The organism is Mesorhizobium sp. M1295 (assembly GCF_040318135.1).
Taxonomy (GTDB): domain Bacteria; phylum Pseudomonadota; class Alphaproteobacteria; order Rhizobiales; family Rhizobiaceae; genus Mesorhizobium.
In genome coordinates, this window is record NZ_JAMYLU010000015.1 from 50,882 (window position 1) to 67,448 (window position 16,567).

The 16,567-nt window shown below is 63.5% G+C and carries 17 protein-coding genes; 3 read left to right on the top strand and 14 right to left on the bottom strand.

Going from position 1 to position 16,567, the window contains the following annotated elements:
• Position 1: 1 nt before the first annotated feature.
• From NKH29_RS20535 to NKH29_RS20545, 3 genes are read right to left on the bottom strand one after another with little or no spacing between them, the layout of a single operon-like run.
• Positions 2–718 (bottom strand): FadR/GntR family transcriptional regulator, encoded by a 717-nt coding sequence (locus NKH29_RS20535; RefSeq protein WP_352483633.1) that lies wholly within the window; start codon positions 716–718, stop codon positions 2–4.
• Position 719: 1 nt separating this feature from the next.
• Positions 720–1,889 carry a mandelate racemase/muconate lactonizing enzyme family protein gene (locus tag NKH29_RS20540; protein WP_352495521.1) on the bottom strand — a complete coding sequence of 390 codons (1,170 nt, stop codon included), beginning with the start codon at positions 1,887–1,889 and terminating at the stop codon, positions 720–722.
• Between the two features lie 55 nt (positions 1,890–1,944).
• Positions 1,945–2,832 carry a sugar phosphate isomerase/epimerase family protein gene (locus tag NKH29_RS20545; RefSeq protein ID WP_023721982.1) on the bottom strand — a complete coding sequence of 296 codons (888 nt, stop codon included), beginning with the start codon at positions 2,830–2,832 and terminating at the stop codon, positions 1,945–1,947.
• Positions 2,833–3,226: 394 nt separating this feature from the next.
• Here NKH29_RS20545 and NKH29_RS20550 point away from each other — a divergent pair, with 394 nt between their 5' ends.
• From NKH29_RS20550 to NKH29_RS20560, 3 genes are all read left to right on the top strand, one after another.
• Positions 3,227–4,282 carry a sugar phosphate isomerase/epimerase family protein gene (locus NKH29_RS20550; RefSeq protein ID WP_353000472.1) on the top strand — a complete coding sequence of 352 codons (1,056 nt, stop codon included), beginning with the start codon at positions 3,227–3,229 and terminating at the stop codon, positions 4,280–4,282.
• A 154-nt stretch (positions 4,283–4,436) separates the two neighbouring features.
• Positions 4,437–5,624 carry a Gfo/Idh/MocA family protein gene (locus NKH29_RS20555; protein WP_023721980.1) on the top strand — a complete coding sequence of 396 codons (1,188 nt, stop codon included), beginning with the start codon at positions 4,437–4,439 and terminating at the stop codon, positions 5,622–5,624.
• 177 nt (positions 5,625–5,801) lie between these two features.
• Entirely contained in the window at positions 5,802–6,653 is an 852-nt protein-coding gene (locus tag NKH29_RS20560) for a sugar phosphate isomerase/epimerase family protein (RefSeq protein ID WP_352816906.1), read from the top strand.
• Between the two features lie 23 nt (positions 6,654–6,676).
• On the opposite strand, the gene phnE (NKH29_RS20565) is transcribed toward NKH29_RS20560, so the two are convergent.
• From phnE (NKH29_RS20565) to phnG, 11 genes are all read right to left on the bottom strand, one after another.
• Entirely contained in the window at positions 6,677–8,044 is a 1,368-nt protein-coding gene (gene phnE, locus NKH29_RS20565) for a phosphonate ABC transporter, permease protein PhnE (RefSeq protein ID WP_352861010.1), read from the bottom strand.
• 2 nt (positions 8,045–8,046) lie between these two features.
• Entirely contained in the window at positions 8,047–9,003 is a 957-nt protein-coding gene (gene phnE / locus NKH29_RS20570; RefSeq protein ID WP_352861009.1) for a phosphonate ABC transporter, permease protein PhnE, read from the bottom strand.
• Between the two features lie 52 nt (positions 9,004–9,055).
• Positions 9,056–9,964, bottom strand: a complete 909-nt coding sequence (phnD, locus tag NKH29_RS20575) for a phosphonate ABC transporter substrate-binding protein (protein ID WP_023721976.1) — start codon at positions 9,962–9,964, stop codon at positions 9,056–9,058.
• A gap of 91 nt (positions 9,965–10,055) precedes the next feature.
• Complete coding sequence (phnC, locus tag NKH29_RS20580; protein WP_352592796.1) at positions 10,056–10,901, bottom strand: phosphonate ABC transporter ATP-binding protein; 846 nt, start codon at positions 10,899–10,901, stop codon at positions 10,056–10,058.
• A 221-nt stretch (positions 10,902–11,122) separates the two neighbouring features.
• Complete coding sequence (locus tag NKH29_RS20585) at positions 11,123–11,740, bottom strand: DapH/DapD/GlmU-related protein (protein ID WP_352483629.1); 618 nt, start codon at positions 11,738–11,740, stop codon at positions 11,123–11,125.
• Positions 11,737–12,444 carry a phosphonate C-P lyase system protein PhnL gene (gene phnL, locus NKH29_RS20590; RefSeq protein WP_352964087.1) on the bottom strand — a complete coding sequence of 236 codons (708 nt, stop codon included), beginning with the start codon at positions 12,442–12,444 and terminating at the stop codon, positions 11,737–11,739. The genes NKH29_RS20585 and phnL overlap by 4 nt, the downstream gene beginning before the upstream one ends.
• 226 nt (positions 12,445–12,670) lie before the next feature.
• Positions 12,671–13,447 (bottom strand): phosphonate C-P lyase system protein PhnK, encoded by a 777-nt coding sequence (gene phnK, locus NKH29_RS20595; RefSeq protein WP_352964090.1) that lies wholly within the window; start codon positions 13,445–13,447, stop codon positions 12,671–12,673.
• Positions 13,444–14,355, bottom strand: a complete 912-nt coding sequence (locus NKH29_RS20600) for an alpha-D-ribose 1-methylphosphonate 5-phosphate C-P-lyase PhnJ (RefSeq protein ID WP_352964093.1) — start codon at positions 14,353–14,355, stop codon at positions 13,444–13,446. The genes phnK and NKH29_RS20600 overlap by 4 nt, the downstream gene beginning before the upstream one ends.
• Complete coding sequence (locus NKH29_RS20605; RefSeq protein ID WP_352861001.1) at positions 14,352–15,464, bottom strand: carbon-phosphorus lyase complex subunit; 1,113 nt, start codon at positions 15,462–15,464, stop codon at positions 14,352–14,354. The genes NKH29_RS20600 and NKH29_RS20605 overlap by 4 nt, the downstream gene beginning before the upstream one ends.
• Before the next feature lies 1 nt (position 15,465).
• A complete protein-coding gene (gene phnH / locus NKH29_RS20610) occupies positions 15,466–16,077 on the bottom strand; it encodes a phosphonate C-P lyase system protein PhnH (RefSeq protein ID WP_352495514.1) in 612 nt (203 codons plus the stop codon).
• Positions 16,077–16,538 carry a phosphonate C-P lyase system protein PhnG gene (gene phnG, locus NKH29_RS20615; RefSeq protein WP_352964100.1) on the bottom strand — a complete coding sequence of 154 codons (462 nt, stop codon included), beginning with the start codon at positions 16,536–16,538 and terminating at the stop codon, positions 16,077–16,079. Before phnG ends, phnH begins: the two co-directional genes overlap by 1 nt.
• Between the last annotated feature and the right edge of the window lie 29 nt (positions 16,539–16,567).

Below are 16,567 nucleotides of genomic sequence, written 5' to 3' on the forward strand. Positions count from 1 at the left end.
TTCAGGCCTTTTCGAGCGCTGGGCTTTGCGGTTCCGCCTCACGCCCCTCGATCAGCCCCTTCCAATAGCTTTCGGCGCCTTGCAGATGAGCGCTCATCAGCGCCTGGGCGAGGTTGCCGTCGCGGCGCAGCAGCGCCTCGTAGATCTGGATGTGCTCGGCATGCGAGCGCACGCTGCGTTCGGGATCGTTGAAATAGATCGGCAGGCGCATCTCGCCCATCATGTAGTAGACGCTGCAGACATTGTGGAACACACTGTTCTTGGTCGCCCGCACGATCTCGAGGTGGAACTCGCGGTCTTCCCTGGCAAGGCCTTCGCCGGCCGCTATGCGATCCTCTGAGGCCTTCAGGATCTCGCGCAGCCGCTCGAAATTCTCCTCGGTGGCGCGGGAACAGGCAAGTTCGGCGGCCTTGATCTCGTGGATCTTCCGCAACTCGACCGTCTCGTAGATCTGGACAGGATCGAGCGGCAGGCCGGCGCGGGCGAACAGCGCCATAGCCTCGACGCTCGCCTGCTTTGTATCGATGTAGATGCCGGACTTCGCCCGTCGTTCGACGATGCGCATGGCCTCGAGAATGGCCAGCGCCTCGCGGATCTGACCGCGGCTGACGCTGAAATGCTCTGCCAGTTCGCGCTCCGACGGCGTGCGGCCCGTCTCCTTGTCCGAATGGGAGAACAGGTAGGCGGCGAGTTCCGCGAGAAGGTTCTTTTCTTTCATGTCAGCCGTGTTGCGCGTGCGCCTCCAGGAACCGCTCCGAAATAGTGAATCCCAGCCCGGGTCTATCAGGGATCGCTACCATACCGTCCTTTGCTTCGACAGTCTCTTCGATCAGATCGTGGATCATCGGGTTGGCCCCGAGTGAATATTCGACGGTGAAGCTCGCCGGCGAAGCGGCGCAAACATGCAGCCCGGCAAAAAAGCAGGGCGCGCCCGCCCAAAGGTGCGGCGCAAAGCGCAGATTGAAGGCGCTGGCGATGGTTCCGATCTTCATCGCCTCGCTGATGCCGCCGCAAAAGGCCGGATCCGGCTGGAAGATATCGGCGGATTTGAGTACGGCGAGATCGCGGAAGGCGTAGCGCGTCGCCTCACTCTCGCCGGTGGCAATCGGGATCGAGCCGCAGGCGCGCACCTCAGCCATGCCGCGCTTGTCGTCGGCGATCACCGGCTCCTCGAACCAGGCGAGATCGAGGTCGCCGGCGAGATGGATGAAGCGCTTGGCTTCGGCCACCGTGTAGGTGCCGTGCGCGTCGACCATCAGGTCGATGTCGGGACCGAGCGCCTGTCTTGCAGCGCGGACGCGGGCGGCGGAGACGTGCGGGGCGCCGTCCATGGCGCCGACGCGCATCTTCAGCGCCTTGAAGCCGCCCTTGGCGACGTAGGATTGCAGCTGATCGCCGATGGCTTCCGCAGTGGCCCAGCCGCCGGAAGCATAGGCCGGCATGCGGTCCAGCTTGCGGCCGCCGAGCAGTCGCCAGACCGGAACGCCGAGTGATTTGCCGAGAATGTCCCACAATGCGATGTCGACGGCGCTGATAGCGGCGATGCTCATGCCGCGTCGCGCCAATTGCGGCATGGCGTGGCCGGCGCGGGCGGCGCTGTCGTGACGCGCGCCATTGTACAGCATCTCCCAGATGACGCCGATGTCGGCCGGGTCGAGGCCGACCAGCTGCGGCCCGACCTCATGGTTCAGCAAATGGACAAGGGCGCCGTAGCTGCCGGCGCTGCCGGCGGCGTTCTTGCCTTCGCCCCAGCCGACAAGCCCGTCGTCGGTTTCGATGCGCAGGATGGCGGCGTCGAACGTCGCCACCTGACCGAAGTCGCTGCGGTGCTGCTTCGCGGCTTCGATCGGTATGCGAACCCACCAGGCTTGGACCGTCTTGATGCGCATGTTCATCCTCGGCCCGGCCGCTGTGAGGCGGAAGGGCTTTTTCCAAACGGCTTGGCTACTTGATCAGCGGCAGCAGCGTTTCCGCATTGATGCGCATCTGGTCAGTGTAGAATTTTTCCGTGAGCACGCTGGAGCCGTGGTCCTGAATGAATTTCAGCTGCTCTGGCGAGATGTCGACCGGATTGCGTTCGACCATGTCGGGATAGGGGGCTGCCGGCGTGCGGTCGACTGGGGCGACGAATTCATTGGTCAGCGCGCCGTCATAGCCGATCTCCTTCAGCGTGCCGACAATCTTCGGCCAGTCGATCTGCCCGAGGCCGGCAGCGAAGCGGTTGTTGTCGGCGACATGGAAGTCGTACAGGCGCTTGCCGACCTGCCGGATGGCGTCATAGACGTTAAATTCTTCCATGTGGATGTGGTAGGCGTCGAGGCAGACGCCGCATTCGGGGCTGACCGCATCGGCAAGGGCCAGTGCCTGGGCGCCGCGGTTGAACAGGTAGGTTTCGAAGCGGTTGAGCGGCTCGACCGCGATCTTGACGCCGACCTTCTTGGCGTGGGTGAAGCATTCCCGGGTGGCGTCGACCACCCATTTCCATTCCTCTTCCTCGGTGCCGTCCGGCACGACCTTGCCGACGGTGGCGGGAACCAGCGTGATGATCTCGCCGTCGAGCTCGCTGACCATGGTCAGCACGTCCTTGACATATTGCACCGAGCGCTCGCGCTGGCCCTGGTCCTTGGCGGCGAGATTGCGCTCGCCCAGCATCAGCGTCACCGCTCCCCAGCAACGGATGCCGTACTCGTTCAGCAGCGCGCGTGTTTCCTTGGTCTTGTACTGTTCGGGTTCGCCGGAAATCTCGATCGACTCATAGCCGAATTTCTTGATGCGCTTGAGCGTCGTTTCCAGCGGCTCCGCCCGCATCCAATTGTGCGTCGAAAGATGCATGGTCTATCCTTCCCAGAATCGCCTGTACCAGTTCGCCTGCGACGCACTCTGCCGAAGTGCGCTGCATGATTCCTCCCCAAGGCCTCCCAGCATTTTTTTGGCAAACTGGTTCGACCAATTGGGCTTGATGGGAGGTCTACAGTAATTTCATCTGGACGGCAAGAAGTGCTACCATCAAGCGCCGTCTCTTGCTTACAGCATTGATTACGTTGAATTATGTTGGGCAGCTCGGCATGGTTGCAGGACTGCGGCCGCGCGTCAAATGGCTTGACCAGATTTCGGCATTTGGTAATACCAGAATAGCGGCGCCGAGCGCGCTGTGCAAAGAGACCAAAGAGGCTGGCCCTGTTTTCAATCGGCGCTATGCTTGGTCGCGAAACATAGGGAGATGCCGATGCCGACGACGATGAAGGGGCCTGGTCTGTTCCTGGCGCAGTTTGCGGGCGACGCCGCTCCGTTCAACTCGCTGGCCTCGATCACCAAATGGGCGGCCGGTCTGGGCTACAAGGGCGTGCAGATCCCGACATGGGACGCCCGGCTGTTCGATCTCGAGAAGGCAGCGTCGTCGAAGGCCTATTGCGACGAGGTGAAGGGCATCTGCGCCGATGCCGGCGTCGAGATCACTGAACTGTCGACGCATCTGCAGGGTCAGCTGGTGGCGGTGCATCCGGCCTACGACGCACAATTCGACGGCTTCGCTCCACCTGCGGTGCACAACGATCCAAAAGCCAGGCAGCAATGGGCGGTCGAGCAGATGAAGTTCGGCGCCAAGGCGTCGAAGAATCTCGGGCTCAAGGCGTCGGTGTCGTTTTGCGGGGCGTTGGCCTTCCCTTACCTCTACCCGTGGCCGCAGCGGCCGGCGGGATTGATCGAGGAAGCATTTGCCGAACTCGGCAAGCGCTGGAAGCCGATCCTCGACGTCTATGACGAGAACGGCGCCGATGTCGGCTACGAAATCCATCCGGGCGAGGACGTGTTCGACGGCGCGACATTCGAGATGTTCCTCGATGCGGTCGGCGGCCACAAGCGCTGCAACATCAACTACGACCCGTCGCACTTCCTGCTGCAGCAGCTCGATTATCTCGAATTCATCGACATCTACCACGAGCGGATCAAGGCGTTCCACGTCAAGGATGCCGAGTTCAATCCGACCGGGCGGCAAGGCGTCTATTCGGGCTACCAGAGCTGGACCAACCGTGCCGGGCGGTTCCGCTCGCTCGGCGACGGACAGGTGGATTTCGGCGGCATCTTCTCCAAGCTTACCCAATACAACTATGATTCATGGGCGGTGCTGGAATGGGAATGCTGCCTGAAGCACCCGGAGGATGGTGCTGCCGAGGGCGCTCCCTTCATCCAGCATCATATCATCAGGGTTACGGAAAAGACATTCGACGATTTCGCCGGCGGCACGACCGACAAAAAGGTGCTGCGCGGGATGATGGGGATCTAACACAGCTTTCCCTCCCCCTTGAGGGGAGGGTCGATCCGCGCAGCGGATCGGGGTGGGGTCGCTGGGTTGAGCTCGGCATTGACCGACCCTCCCGGCCCTTCGGGCCACCCTCCCTCAAGGGGGAGGGGTATCTCAGACAACGAGGGAGAAAATCATGGTCGGCGCATCGAAGGCGGAAACCGGGGGCGGTCCGATCCGCTACGGCATGGTTGGCGGCGGACAAGGCGCCTTTATCGGCGCGGTGCACCGCATCGCGGCGCGCATGGACAACGAGTTCGTGCTGGTCGCCGGCGCGCTGTCATCGAATCCGGAGCGCGCCAAGGCCTCGGCGGCCGAGCTTGGGCTCGATCCGGCACGCAGCTACGGCTCCTATGCCGAGATGGCCAAGGCGGAGGCCAAGCGGCCGGACGGCATCGAGGTGGTCGCCATCGTCACGCCGAACAATGTGCACGTGCCGGCTGCCAAGGCTTTTCTCGAGGCCGGCATCCACGTCATCTGCGACAAGCCGCTGGCGACGACGCTGGCCGAGGCAAAGAAGCTGGCGGCGCTGGTCGAAAAGACCGGCAAAGTGTTCGTGCTGACGCATAACTACACCGCCTATCCGATGGTGCGGCAGGCACGCGAGATGGTGGCCAAGGGGCAGCTCGGCGATATCCGCATCGTGCAGTCGGAATATCCGCAGGACTGGCTGACCGAGGACCTGGCCGCCACCGGCCAGAAGCAGGCTGCGTGGCGCTCAGACCCCAAGCAGGCGGGTGCGGGCGGTGCGCTGGGTGATATCGGCACCCATGCCTACAACCTTGCCCGTTTCGTCTCCGGGCTGGAGCTCGATTCGTTGTCGGCCGATCTCGATGCCTTCGTGCCGGGGAGGCTGCTCGACGACAACATCAATGTGCTGCTGCGCTTCAAGCCGGTCGGCGGGTCGCACCCGGCCAAGGGCATGGTCTGGGCCAGCCAGGTGGCGCCCGGCCACGAGAACGGGCTGAAATTGCGTATCTACGGCTCGAAGGGCGGGCTCGAATGGGTGCAGGCCGACCCGAACTATCTCTGGTACACGCCGTTCGGCGAGCCGAAGCAGTTGATTACCCGAAATGGCGCCGGCGCGCTCCCCGTCGCGGGGCGCGTCAGCCGCGTCCCGCCAGGGCATCCGGAAGGCTATCTCGAAGGTTTCGCCAACATCTACCAGGAAGCCGCGCGGGCTATTCGTGCGGCGCGCCGGACGGGCGGCAAGCCGGCTAAGGATGTCGTCTTCCCAACCGTGCAAGACGGCGTCGAAGGCATGGCCTTCATCGAAGCCTGCGTGAAGTCGTCTAAGAAGAATGGGGCGTGGACGAAGCTTTGAAGGGGTGGTGATATTCAGGTGAGGCCGGCCTGCAAATGGCAGTTTTCCTGCGCTTCCGGTGCTCACGTACCAAAAGTACGCTCCGCTCCGGTTCTCGGAACCTACCATTTTCGGCTCGGCCTGACCTGAATCTACCACTCCTCGGGGGCGATCGAGCGAATGAAGGGAGGGGCGTCGATGAAGATCGGCATGTGCATGCTGTTGTGGACGACGGCCGTGTCGAAAAAACACGAGCCGCTGTTGAGAGACATCAAGGCGACCGGCTTCGACGGCGTCGAGATACCGGTCTTCTCCGGCACGCCGGACGACTACAGGAAACTCGGCGAGCTGCTCGACCGTATCGGGCTGCAACGCACCGCCGTCTCGGCGATGGGCGATCCGGCGATGAATTTGATCTCGCCGGATGCCTCGACGCGCAAGGCCGGTATCGACTACATGAAATCGGCGATCGACTGCGCTCAGGCGCTTGGCGCGAACACGTTGAGCGGCCCGCTCCATTCGACGCTCGGGGCCTTCTCGGGCAGCGGGCCGACGGCGGCCGAGAAAAAACGTTCGATCGCTTCGCAACGCGCCATTGGCGACCATGCCGGCAACAAGAGCGTCACCATCGGGCTGGAGGCGCTCAACCGCTTCGAATGCTATCTGCTCAACACGATGGACGATTTGTCGGAGCATATCGACGCGATCGACCGGCCGCACATCAAGGCGATGTACGACACCTTCCATGCCAACATCGAAGAGGCCGACCCGATCGGCGCCTATTCGCGCAACCGCAAGAACGTCGTCCATATCCATATTTCGGAGAACGATCGCGGCGTGCCGGGCCGTGGCCATATTCCCTGGAAGGAGACGTTCTCCGCCATCCGCAAGAGCGGCTACGACGATTGGCTGACGATCGAGGCGTTCGGGCGTTCGCTGAAGGATTTGGCCGCGGCCACCAAGGTGTGGCGCGACTTTTCCGAAGGCCCGGAAGCTGTCTACCGCGACGGCTACAGGCATATCAGGAGCGGGTGGAGTAAGGCGGCCTAACTGCCGCCGGCGCAACGCGGCCGTCACCCCTGGTCGGCCTGGATCCTGTTGTAGTCGTGGATCGTCCTGCTCAAGCGGCGGCGCAGGAAATTGGAAATGTTGTCGAAGATGAAAACGACGAGCAGGACCAAGAGCACCATGTAGAAGACATTGGCCCAGTTGGAGTTGGTGCGCATCGCTTCCCAAAGCTTCAGGCCGATACCGCCGGCACCGACAGCGCCGATGATCGTTGCGCCCCTGGTGTTGGATTCCCACTGGTAGAGCGTCTGGCTGATGAAGACCGGAATCACTTCCGGCAGCACGCCATAGCGCTGCACCAGCAAGCCGTTGGCGCCGGTCGACTGGATGCCCTCGCGCGGCTTGTCGTCGATGTTCTCAAGGCCTTCCGAATAGACTTTGCCGAGCGTGCCGATCTCGGTGAAGAAGATCGCGGCGCTGCCGGCCAGCGGGCCGGGGCCGAAGGCGCGGGTGAAGAACAGCGCCCAGATCAGCATGTCGACCGAACGCATGAAATCGAAGAAGCGCTTGAGCACCTGACTGATCACGCCGCTCGGGGTGATGTTGCGGGCGGCAAAGAAGGCGAGCGGGAAGGCGACGATGCCGCCGAGCAAGGTGCCGAGAAATGCCATGACGATGGTCTGGAACAGCTTCGTCCAGACATCGCCATGCTGCCATTGGGCGTTGTTCCAGATGTTGTCGCCGGCCAGTGCCAGATTGGATGTGCCGGGCTTGAGCTGGGGTCCGGACATCAGCAACGAGACCACCTCGCCGGGCGACTTGCCGAAGAAGGGCGAGCGTGTGTCGAAGACGAAATTCGCCCAGCCGAGGAAGCGCTTGCGGACCTTGACGCGATCGACGGTTATGCGGACCTCGCCGGCAAAGCCCATCCTGGCGACGATTTCGTCGTCGTGTGCGGTGATCCAGTCCGGCACCAGGCCGGATATCACCGGCTTGCCGCTGGCCAAGGACACCGGCACCGTCTGGCCATTGGCGACCAGCATCGCCTCGGTCTTGTCGAAGGTAACCGATTTGGCCCGGCCGTCGATCAGAATGGTGTAGGAGCCGTTCGCACTGGTGATGACCCAGTCGGGATGAGGATCTTCGCCGAGCGCGGAAAAACGCGGGTATTTGGGCGTGATCTGAGGCTGATCGAGACGGAATTCCGGCTGCAGATCGTAGCTGATCCATTGCGTCAGAAAGAGCGGCAGGCGTTCCCAGTGCGATTCCCTCAGCACTTGCGGCAGGTTGAAGAACCACAAGGCGTAGAGGAGGTAGAGCAGGATGCCGGTGAACAGGACCAGCGGGCCGAAGCGTTTGTACAGGGGCCGCCGGAACACTTGGGGAAAGCGCTCTTCGATCGACTGCATCTCATCGGCGGTCATTGCGGCCATGCTCAGGCGCCCATCATGAATGCCTGCTCACCGACGAGCTTGCGCCTTAGCCAGGCAGAGAACTGGTCGACGAGGAAGATCGTCGTGAACAGCAGCAGCACCAGTGCCAGCGTTTTGGCGCCGAAGCCGCGCGAGATGGAGAGCTTCAGTTCCTCGCCGATGCCACCACCCCCGACCGCGCCGATGATGGTCGAGATGCGGACATTGATCTCGATCCTGAGCAGCGTGTAGGACGTGAAATTGGGCAGCACTTGCGGCAGGCCGGCAAAGCGCACGCGCTCGAACCAGTTGGCGCCGACCGCGCGCAGGCCTTCTTCGGCGCGCATGTCGATGTTTTCGTTGATCTCGTAGAAGAGCTTGCCGAGGGCGCCGATGGAATGCAGGCCGATGGCGATGATGGCCGCGACCGGGCCGGTCGAGAGGATGGCTGCGAAAAGGCCGGCAATGACGATCTCCGGGAAGGCGCGAAGCAGTTCCATGAAGCGCTTGACGACGAGCCTGAGCACCGGACTGGGCGTCAAGTTGCGCGCGGCGATGAAGGAAAAGGGCACCGCAAAGACGAAGCCGATGAAAGTGGAAACCAGCGCCACGTTGAGCGTGGTGAGCATCAGCTCGAAATATTCGGGTAGATAAAAGCCGCCCCAGAGACAGATGCGGCCAAGCGGGAAGTTGAACTCCTGGCTGCCTTTGTCGTGCGGCGATGCGATGTCGAACAGCGCGCGCCAGACGTCATTCCAGTCCTTGGGAACAAGCCAGCTAAGGAAATCCAGTATGTGCGGCAGCCGATCGAAGAAATGTCCGGCATTGGCCTCGTCGGCGAACCACATGGCTGTGCACATGGCGACAAGCAGCAAGCCGATGCCGAGCGCGGTGTAGAACCGGCGCAAGGACGTCTGGCGTCGCCAGGTGTCGGCCGTCCGCCGGGTCGCGTCTGAACGGATCGTGGCTGAGATGGTCATGATCGGCATGCAAAAAGGGCGGCGCTGGTAAGGCCGCCCTTTTCAATTGCATTCACCCGCCGATCGCCGCTTTGCGGGCTTCGACGATGACGCTGTAGAAGTCCGGCTTCACTGGAACGTAGCCGGTGAAATCGCCGCCTTCGATGGCTTCGAAGCAAGGCTTGTCCTTGGCCGGCAAGCTGGTGAAGAAGTTGGCGAGCTTGGCGCTCATATCGCCGCCGAGCGCGGTGCGCACGACCAGCGGGCCATTCGGGATCAGGCCGGAGCGCCAGACTTCGACGAAGTCGTTGGGGTCGACGGCGCCCTTGGCGACTTCCTTGTGGAAGGTGCCGGACGTGTAACCGTTCTTGAAGTCGCCGATGCCCGAGGAGTCGTCAACCGCCACGTCGACCTTGCCGTCGCGGACGGCGAGAAGGTTGTTCTCGTGGCCGCCATTGAACTGGGTCGAGGCGAAGAAGGTTTCGTTCGAAGCGCCGGTGTCCTTCGGGATCTGGGTCAGCGGGATCAGATAGCCCGACGTCGAATCCGGGTCGGCATAACCGAGCTTCTTGCCCTTGGCCGATTTGATGTCGGTGATGCCGGACGACTTCAGCGCCAGGCCTATCGAATAATAACCGGTCGCACCGTCGGTCTGCTGGGTGGTGAGGATCGGGGTCACCGCGTTCGGATCCTTGAGGTAGACGCTGGCATAGCCCGACGCACCAAGCTCGGCGAAATCGAGCGTGCCGCCGAGCAGGCCCTGGATGACGCCGTCGTAGTCGGCGGCCGGGAACAGCGAGACCTTCTCGAAGCCGAATTCGGACGTCAGGTGATCGGCGAGGCACTGAAAATTGCGCAGCCGGTCCGCTTCATTTTCACCGCCAAGGATACCGATGCGGAATTCCTTGATATCCTGGGCGTGAGCGGCACTGGCCGCGATGGCGAGCAATGAAACCGCGCCAAAAACCATCTTCCTGAACATTGGGTCTCTCTCCTTTGATCCGGCCTCGCGCCGGTTGCGATCGAATTTTGACGAGTGCCTTTGACGCGGGCGGCGATCAGGCCGTTCTCAACTAACCAGGAAACGCTGGCTCGAGCGGTCCGGCGGATGCAGCGATTTTCTGTTTGATGGCGACACTGGTCGAGGTGATGGCCTCGGAGATTTCGCCGCCATTGCTGTCGGCGCCATAGACCATGCGCACCGCCTCGCGATTGAGGTCTTCGGGCGGGCCGTCGAAGACGACCTTGCCGGCGGCCATGCCGATGATGCGGTTGCAATAGTTGCGCGCCGTATCCAGCGTATGCAGATTGGTGATGACGATGATACCCTCGCGCAAATTGATATCCTGCAGCGAATCCATCACCACTTTGGCGTTGAGCGGATCGAGCGAGGCAATCGGCTCGTCGGCGAGCAACACCTTCGGCTGCTGCATCATGGCACGCGCGATCGCAACGCGCTGCTGCTGGCCGCCGGAAAGCGTGCCGGCGGGCTGCAGCGCGGTGCGGGCGATGTCCAGGTGCTCGAGGGCTGCAACCGCCTCGGCGCATTCGTTGCGGGAGAACATGCCGAACAGGTTGGACAGGGTCGAGCGGTGGTTGAGCCGGCCGAGCAGTACATTGGTCAGCACATCGAGGCGCGGCACCAGATTGAACTGCTGGAAGATCATGGCACAGTCGCGTTGCCAACGCCGGAGCGGCGAGCCGCGCAACCCGGAAACCTCGACGCCGTCGAACAGGATGGATCCCTGGCTGGGATCGATGAGGCGGTTGATCATGCGCAGAAGGGTCGATTTGCCGGCGCCGGAGCGGCCGATGACGCCGACCATCTGTCCTTGCGGGATCGAGATGTGAACATTGCTGACGGCGGTGTTCTTGCCGAACCGGCGGGTGACGCCGCGGATTTCGAGCGTAGCTGACATGGTGCAGGCTCCAGTCCAATCGCAATTGAAGGTCTGTTAACCCTCGCTAGCGCAGCTACGTGAACCTGCGGTGTCTGATTGATGTCAGTTTTGTTACCGCCCACAGCCTGGAGCGGGGCGGGATCAACTCGGCGCGAGAAGCTCGAATGGTGAATGGTGATAAGAAAGGCTTTCCTGAGCCTCGAAATTTAATCGCTGCCCGCCATTACCATTCACGATCCTTAGCCACCATACTTCTCCAGAAAAGCCTCCGCCGACAGCTCCCGGAAATCGTCGAGCGCGGCGCGCAGCCTTGCATGATCCCAATCCCACCAGGCGAGCGCCTGATAGCGCTCCGCGGTGCGGCGGTCGAAGCGCTCGCGGATCGGCTTGGCCGGTACGCCGCCGACGATGGTGTAGGGAGCGACGTCCTTCGATACCACTGCGCCGGCACCGACCGCCGCACCGTCGCCAACGGTGACGCCGGGCAGGACGGTCGAGCCATGGCCGAGCCAGGTGTCGTGGCCGATGGTGACGCGTTTGGCGCGGCGCTGAGCGAAGAATTCGCTCTCGTGCTCGGCGTCGTCCCAATAGTCGGAGGCGCGATAGGTGAAATGGTGCAGCGTCGGCCGCCAGGTCGGATGATTGGTGGCATTGATGCGGACGCTGGCGGCGATGTTGGCGAATTTGCCGATTGTCGCGCACCAGACGCTGCAGTCCTGCATCATGTAGGAATAGTCGCCGATCATGCTTTCCGAAACCCGGCTTCGGTCGGCGATCTCGGTCCAGCGGCCGAGCGTCGAGTTCTCGATCTCCGCCGTCTCGTGGACCAGCGGGGCCTCCGACAATTTCCTGGTCATGCGGCGATTTTCCCAGCGGCGAAGGCGGTCACGTCTATGATGCGATCGGCGACGGCTTCGCGCACGTCGTAATCGTGGAAGATGCCGAGCAAAGCGACGCCCGCCGCCTTCTTGGCGGCGATCAGGGAAATCACGACGTCCCGGTTCTTCGCATCAAGCGAAGCGGTCGGCTCGTCGAGCAGCAGGATCGGATGCTCGGTGATGAAGCCGCGCGCGATGTTGACGCGCTGCTGTTCGCCGCCGGAGAACGTCGCCGGCGGCAGCGCCCAGAGTTTTTCCGGCAGGTTCAATTGGGCCAGCAAGTCGCGTGCCTTGCCGCGCGCGGCTTCGCGCTCCTCGCCGCGCTCGACCAGCGGTTCGGCGACGACATCGAGCGCCGAGACGCGCGGCACGGTGCGCAGGAACTGGCTGACATAGCCGATCGTGAGCCGGCGCACGGCTAGCACGGTGCGCGGGCTGGCCGTGGCGAGATCGATGAGCCCGTCCTCGTGCTGGACGATGATCTGGCCTGCGTCGACGGCATGATTGCCGTAGAGCATTTTCAGGATCGAGCTCTTGCCGGCGCCGGACGGGCCGCCGAGCACGGAGCATTCGCCGGCCCTGATCGCGAACGAGACGCCGGCGACGACAGGCAGTTTGATGCCGTCGCGCAGATGCATGGTGAAGCTCTTGGCGACATCGGAGACGACGAGCGGGGTTGCCATCAGAAGGTCCTCCAATCGCCATTCGTTTGCGGGCCAACACCCCCCTCTGGCCTGCCGGCCATCTCCCCCTCAAGGGGGGAGATGGGCAGCCTGACTATCTCGCTCGTTCTGCAACGTTGTAGGATGGCGAAACCGGGAGTGATAGCCAATCTCTCCCCTTGAGGGGGAGATGCCAAGCGATGCCAAAGAGGGCAGGCCAGAGGGGGGTACGCCGGAGCAATCATCGTCACACCTGCAGAATCGAGGAGACAAGCAACTGGGTGTAGGGCGCGCGCGGATCGTCGAGGACGCGGTCGGTGAGGCCGCTTTCGACAACACGGCCGTCCTTCATCACCATCATGCGCTGCGACAACAGCCGCGCCACGGCGAGATCGTGGGTGACGACGATGGCCGCCAGGCCGAGATCGGTGACCAGCCCCCGCAGCAGATCGAGCAGGCGTGCCTGTACCGAAACGTCGAGGCCACCGGTCGGCTCGTCCATGAACACCAGCCGCGGCCCTGTGACCAGGTTGCGGGCGATCTGCAGGCGCTGGCGCATGCCGCCGGAGAAGGCGCGCGGCTCGTCGTCGATGCGGTCCTCGTCGATCTCGACGCGCGACAGCCAGTCGACCGCCGCCGCGCGGATCCTGCCATAGTGGCGGTCGCCGACCGCCATCAGCCGTTCGCCGACATTGGCGCCGGCCGACACCGTCATGCGCAGCCCGTCGGCGGGGTTCTGATGGACAAAGCCCCAGTCGGTGCGCATCAGGAAGCGGCGCTCGGCCTCGCTCATGCGGTAAAGCTCACGGAACTGGCCGTCGCGCATGCGGTAGCTGGCGGTGCCGGAAGAGGGCAGCAGCCGAGTCGACAGGCAGTTGAGCAAAGTCGTCTTGCCGGAACCGGATTCGCCGACCACCGCCAGCACTTCGCCCGGCCACAGATCAAAGGTGACGTTCTCGCAGCCGACGCGCGAGCCGTAGAATTTGGACAGCGCCGAAACGCGCAGCAGCGGTTCGTCGGTCATTCAGCCGGCTCCATTTTTCCTGGGGCAAGATGGGTCTCGGGCGCGAGATGGCCGCGGTGGCCTTCGGCGCGCCGCTTCTCGCAATAATCGGTGTCGGAGCAGACGAACATGTGGCCGCCATGGTCGTCGAGGATGACCTCGTCGAGATAGACGTTCTCGGCCGCGCACAGCGCGCAGGGCTGGTCGAAGGTCTGCACTTCGAAGGGATGATCCTCGAAGTCGAGGCTGACCACCTCGGTAAAGGGCGGCAGCGCATAGATGCGTTTTTCGCGGCCGGCGCCGAACAACTGCAGAGCCGGCGAACGATGCATCTTCGGATTATCGAATTTCGGCGTCGGCGAGGGGTCCATGACATAGCGGCCCTCGACCTTGACCGGGTAGGCGTAGGTGGTGGCGATGCGGCCGTGCTTGGCGATGTCCTCGTAGAGCTTCACATGCATGAGGCCGTATTCCTCCAGCGCATGCATTTTGCGCGTCTCGGTCTCGCGCGGCTCGAGGAAGCGCAGCGGCTCGGGGATCGGCACCTGATAGACCAGCACCTGACCGGCACTCAGCGGATATTCAGGGATGCGGTGGCGCGTCTGGATGATGGTCGCCTTGGCCGTCTCGGTGGTGACGGCGATATTGGCGACCTTCTTGAAGAAGGCGCGGATCGAAACGGCATTGGTGGTGTCGTCGGCGCCCTGGTCGATGACCTTGAGTACATCGTCCGGGCCGATGATCGAAGCGGTGACCTGCACGCCGCCGGTGCCCCAGCCATAGGGCATCGGCATTTCGCGCGACGCGAACGGCACCTGATAGCCGGGGATGGCAATGCCCTTGAGGATGGCGCGGCGGATCATCCGCTTGGTCTGCTCGTCGAGATAGGCGAAGTTGTAGGTGGCGATGTCGGTCGGTTGTCCGGTCATTCGGCGGCCTCCCTCTTCTCTTCGGCCTTGCCGGCGTTTTCGCGGGCGTCGTGCGCGGCGCGCATGCGGCGCACGAGGTCGAGCTCGGCCTGAAAATCAACATAGTGTGGCAGCTTCAAATGCTCGACGAAGCCGGTCGCCTGGACATTGTCGGAATGCGAGATGACGAACTCTTCGTCTTGCGCGGCGGCGACGACATCTTCGCCGAATTCGGTTGCACGAAGAGCGCGGTCGCATAGCGCCATGGCCATCGCCTTGCGCTCGCTCTGGCCGAAGACGAGGCCGTACCCGCGGGTGAATTGCGGCGGCGCCTTGGCCGAGCCCTTGAACTGGTTGACCATCTGGCATTCGGTGACGCGGATGCTGCCGAGCGGCACGGCAAAGGGCAGTTCCGGCACGTCCAGTTCCAGTTCGACCTCGCCGATACGAACCTCGCCGACGAAAGGATGGTTGCGCGCATAGCCGCGCTGGGTGGAATAGCCGAGCGCCAGCAGAAACCCCTCGTCACCGCGCGACAGCGCCTGCAGGCGGATATCACGCGCCATCGGGAATTCGAGCGGCTCGCGGGTGATGTCGCCGGGGACATGATCCCCGGGCATGTCGCCGTCGGGCTCGATCAGGCCTTCGCGAGCGAGGATGGCCGAGACGCGCGGCATCGCCTCCGCTTCGCCTGCACGCTGCTCCGGTTCGGCGACTTCGCCGCCGGCGGCAAGCTCGGGATCGAGCAGCCGGTGGGTGTAGTCGAAAGTCGGGCCGAGCAACTGCCCGCCGGGCAGGTCCTTGTAGGTCGCCGACACGCGCCGTTCGACCAGCATCGAGCCGGTTTCGATCGCCCTGGTATAGCCGAAGCGCGGCAGCGTCGTGCGATAGGCGCGAACCAGGAAGATCGCCTCGATCATGTCGCCGCGCGCCTGGACGATGGCGAGTGCCGCCAATTCCCTGTCGTAGAGCGAACCTTCGCTCATCACCCGGTCGACGCCGAGCGCCAGCTGCTCGACGATCTGGTCGAGCCGAAGTGCGGGCACCGAGCGATCGCCGCGCCGGCGGTCGGCGAGCAATTTGTGGGCGTTGCGGATGGCCGCTTCACCGCCTTTTACCGCGACATACATCCTACGCCTCCATCGTCTTAATGCGCGTCGTGCGCGGCAGGCAGGCAATTGCGTCGGACGTGGCGAGGATGATGTCGACACCCCGCGGAAAGCGCTGATTGTTCTGCTTCCATTGCTCGACGAAATGACGCGGCATTTGCGCCGGCGCGATCGTCGCCGTCTTCTCGATGCCCGGGCCTTCGAGCAGCAGCGGAGCGCCGGAGACGAGATCGCCGACCTCAAGGATCAGCGTCGTCGAACGATCGGGATAATCCTGGGTGCCTTGCGAAAACCCGTCGAGCGCCATCATCTCGGCCGGCGTGGCAATCAGCGCGAAATGCGCGTCGGCCGGGGTGTTGGCCAGCGGCGCGCCGGTATGGAAGCCAAGCCAGGATTTCACCGCCGCCGACCCCTGCAAAGCCGGGTCGAGCCAGAGCGGCGTGTCGTTGTCGCACAGCGCCAGAGCAATGGCACCGGCGGTGGCCGACAGCGGCACGGGGGGGTGGGCGAGGGCCGGCAAGGGCTGCACGCTGCCCGGCCGCGCCATCGCGTCCATCACAGCGCGGAATACGGTCTGCGCGTTGAATACCGGATCGGCGAAGCCGCCTTCGATCGATTGAGTGGCGAGGTCCATCAGTCTTCTCCGCGCACCATTGTGAAGAAATCGACCTTGGTCGCCGCCGTCTCGGCGCGGCGCTGGTCACGGGCCTTGGCCAGTGCCGCCTGCAAGGGCGCGACGAGCCTGGTCTCGACCCCGTTGCGGTGGGCCGGGTCCTGCCACAGCGCATCGGCGATTGCTGCCAGCCTTGCCTTCTGCTTGTCGCGGCCGAGCGCATAGCAGTGGCCGACATGGCTGGACGCAAGCCGCACCGTGGCACGGGTGACCGTCGCCTCGCCGACATTGAACGGCGCGCCGCCGCCGCCGATGCGGCCGCGCACGGTAACCAGGCCGGTTTCGGGGCCACGCAGAAGTTCCGCTTCACAAGGCAGCCCGGCTTCGTCCCAGAGGCGGACAATGTCGTCCCCGGCCGATTGCGCCAGCGTCGCCATTACGGCCTTGCGCTCGGCCTGCTCTCGCGCTTCCCGTCCTCGCATGGCCGCTACTCCTCGTCTGCGTGCATTTG

What these genes read in the sequence shown, in the direction of transcription:
- NKH29_RS20535 (WP_352483633.1), bottom strand. Translation starts at nt 718, where the DNA reads ATGAAAGAAAAGAACCTTCTCGCGGAACTCGCCGCCTACCTGTTCTCC.
- NKH29_RS20540 (WP_352495521.1), bottom strand. Translation starts at nt 1,889, where the DNA reads ATGCGCATCAAGACGGTCCAAGCCTGGTGGGTTCGCATACCGATCGAA.
- NKH29_RS20545 (WP_023721982.1), bottom strand. Translation starts at nt 2,832, where the DNA reads ATGCATCTTTCGACGCACAATTGGATGCGGGCGGAGCCGCTGGAAACG.
- NKH29_RS20550 (WP_353000472.1), top strand. Translation starts at nt 3,227, where the DNA reads ATGCCGACGACGATGAAGGGGCCTGGTCTGTTCCTGGCGCAGTTTGCG.
- NKH29_RS20555 (WP_023721980.1), top strand. Translation starts at nt 4,437, where the DNA reads ATGGTCGGCGCATCGAAGGCGGAAACCGGGGGCGGTCCGATCCGCTAC.
- NKH29_RS20560 (WP_352816906.1), top strand. Translation starts at nt 5,802, where the DNA reads ATGAAGATCGGCATGTGCATGCTGTTGTGGACGACGGCCGTGTCGAAA.
- phnE (WP_352861010.1), bottom strand. Translation starts at nt 8,044, where the DNA reads ATGGCCGCAATGACCGCCGATGAGATGCAGTCGATCGAAGAGCGCTTT.
- phnE (WP_352861009.1), bottom strand. Translation starts at nt 9,003, where the DNA reads ATGACCATCTCAGCCACGATCCGTTCAGACGCGACCCGGCGGACGGCC.
- phnD (WP_023721976.1), bottom strand. Translation starts at nt 9,964, where the DNA reads ATGTTCAGGAAGATGGTTTTTGGCGCGGTTTCATTGCTCGCCATCGCG.
- phnC (WP_352592796.1), bottom strand. Translation starts at nt 10,901, where the DNA reads ATGTCAGCTACGCTCGAAATCCGCGGCGTCACCCGCCGGTTCGGCAAG.
- NKH29_RS20585 (WP_352483629.1), bottom strand. Translation starts at nt 11,740, where the DNA reads ATGACCAGGAAATTGTCGGAGGCCCCGCTGGTCCACGAGACGGCGGAG.
- phnL (WP_352964087.1), bottom strand. Translation starts at nt 12,444, where the DNA reads ATGGCAACCCCGCTCGTCGTCTCCGATGTCGCCAAGAGCTTCACCATG.
- phnK (WP_352964090.1), bottom strand. Translation starts at nt 13,447, where the DNA reads ATGACCGACGAACCGCTGCTGCGCGTTTCGGCGCTGTCCAAATTCTAC.
- NKH29_RS20600 (WP_352964093.1), bottom strand. Translation starts at nt 14,355, where the DNA reads ATGACCGGACAACCGACCGACATCGCCACCTACAACTTCGCCTATCTC.
- NKH29_RS20605 (WP_352861001.1), bottom strand. Translation starts at nt 15,464, where the DNA reads ATGTATGTCGCGGTAAAAGGCGGTGAAGCGGCCATCCGCAACGCCCAC.
- phnH (WP_352495514.1), bottom strand. Translation starts at nt 16,077, where the DNA reads ATGGACCTCGCCACTCAATCGATCGAAGGCGGCTTCGCCGATCCGGTA.
- phnG (WP_352964100.1), bottom strand. Translation starts at nt 16,538, where the DNA reads ATGCGAGGACGGGAAGCGCGAGAGCAGGCCGAGCGCAAGGCCGTAATG.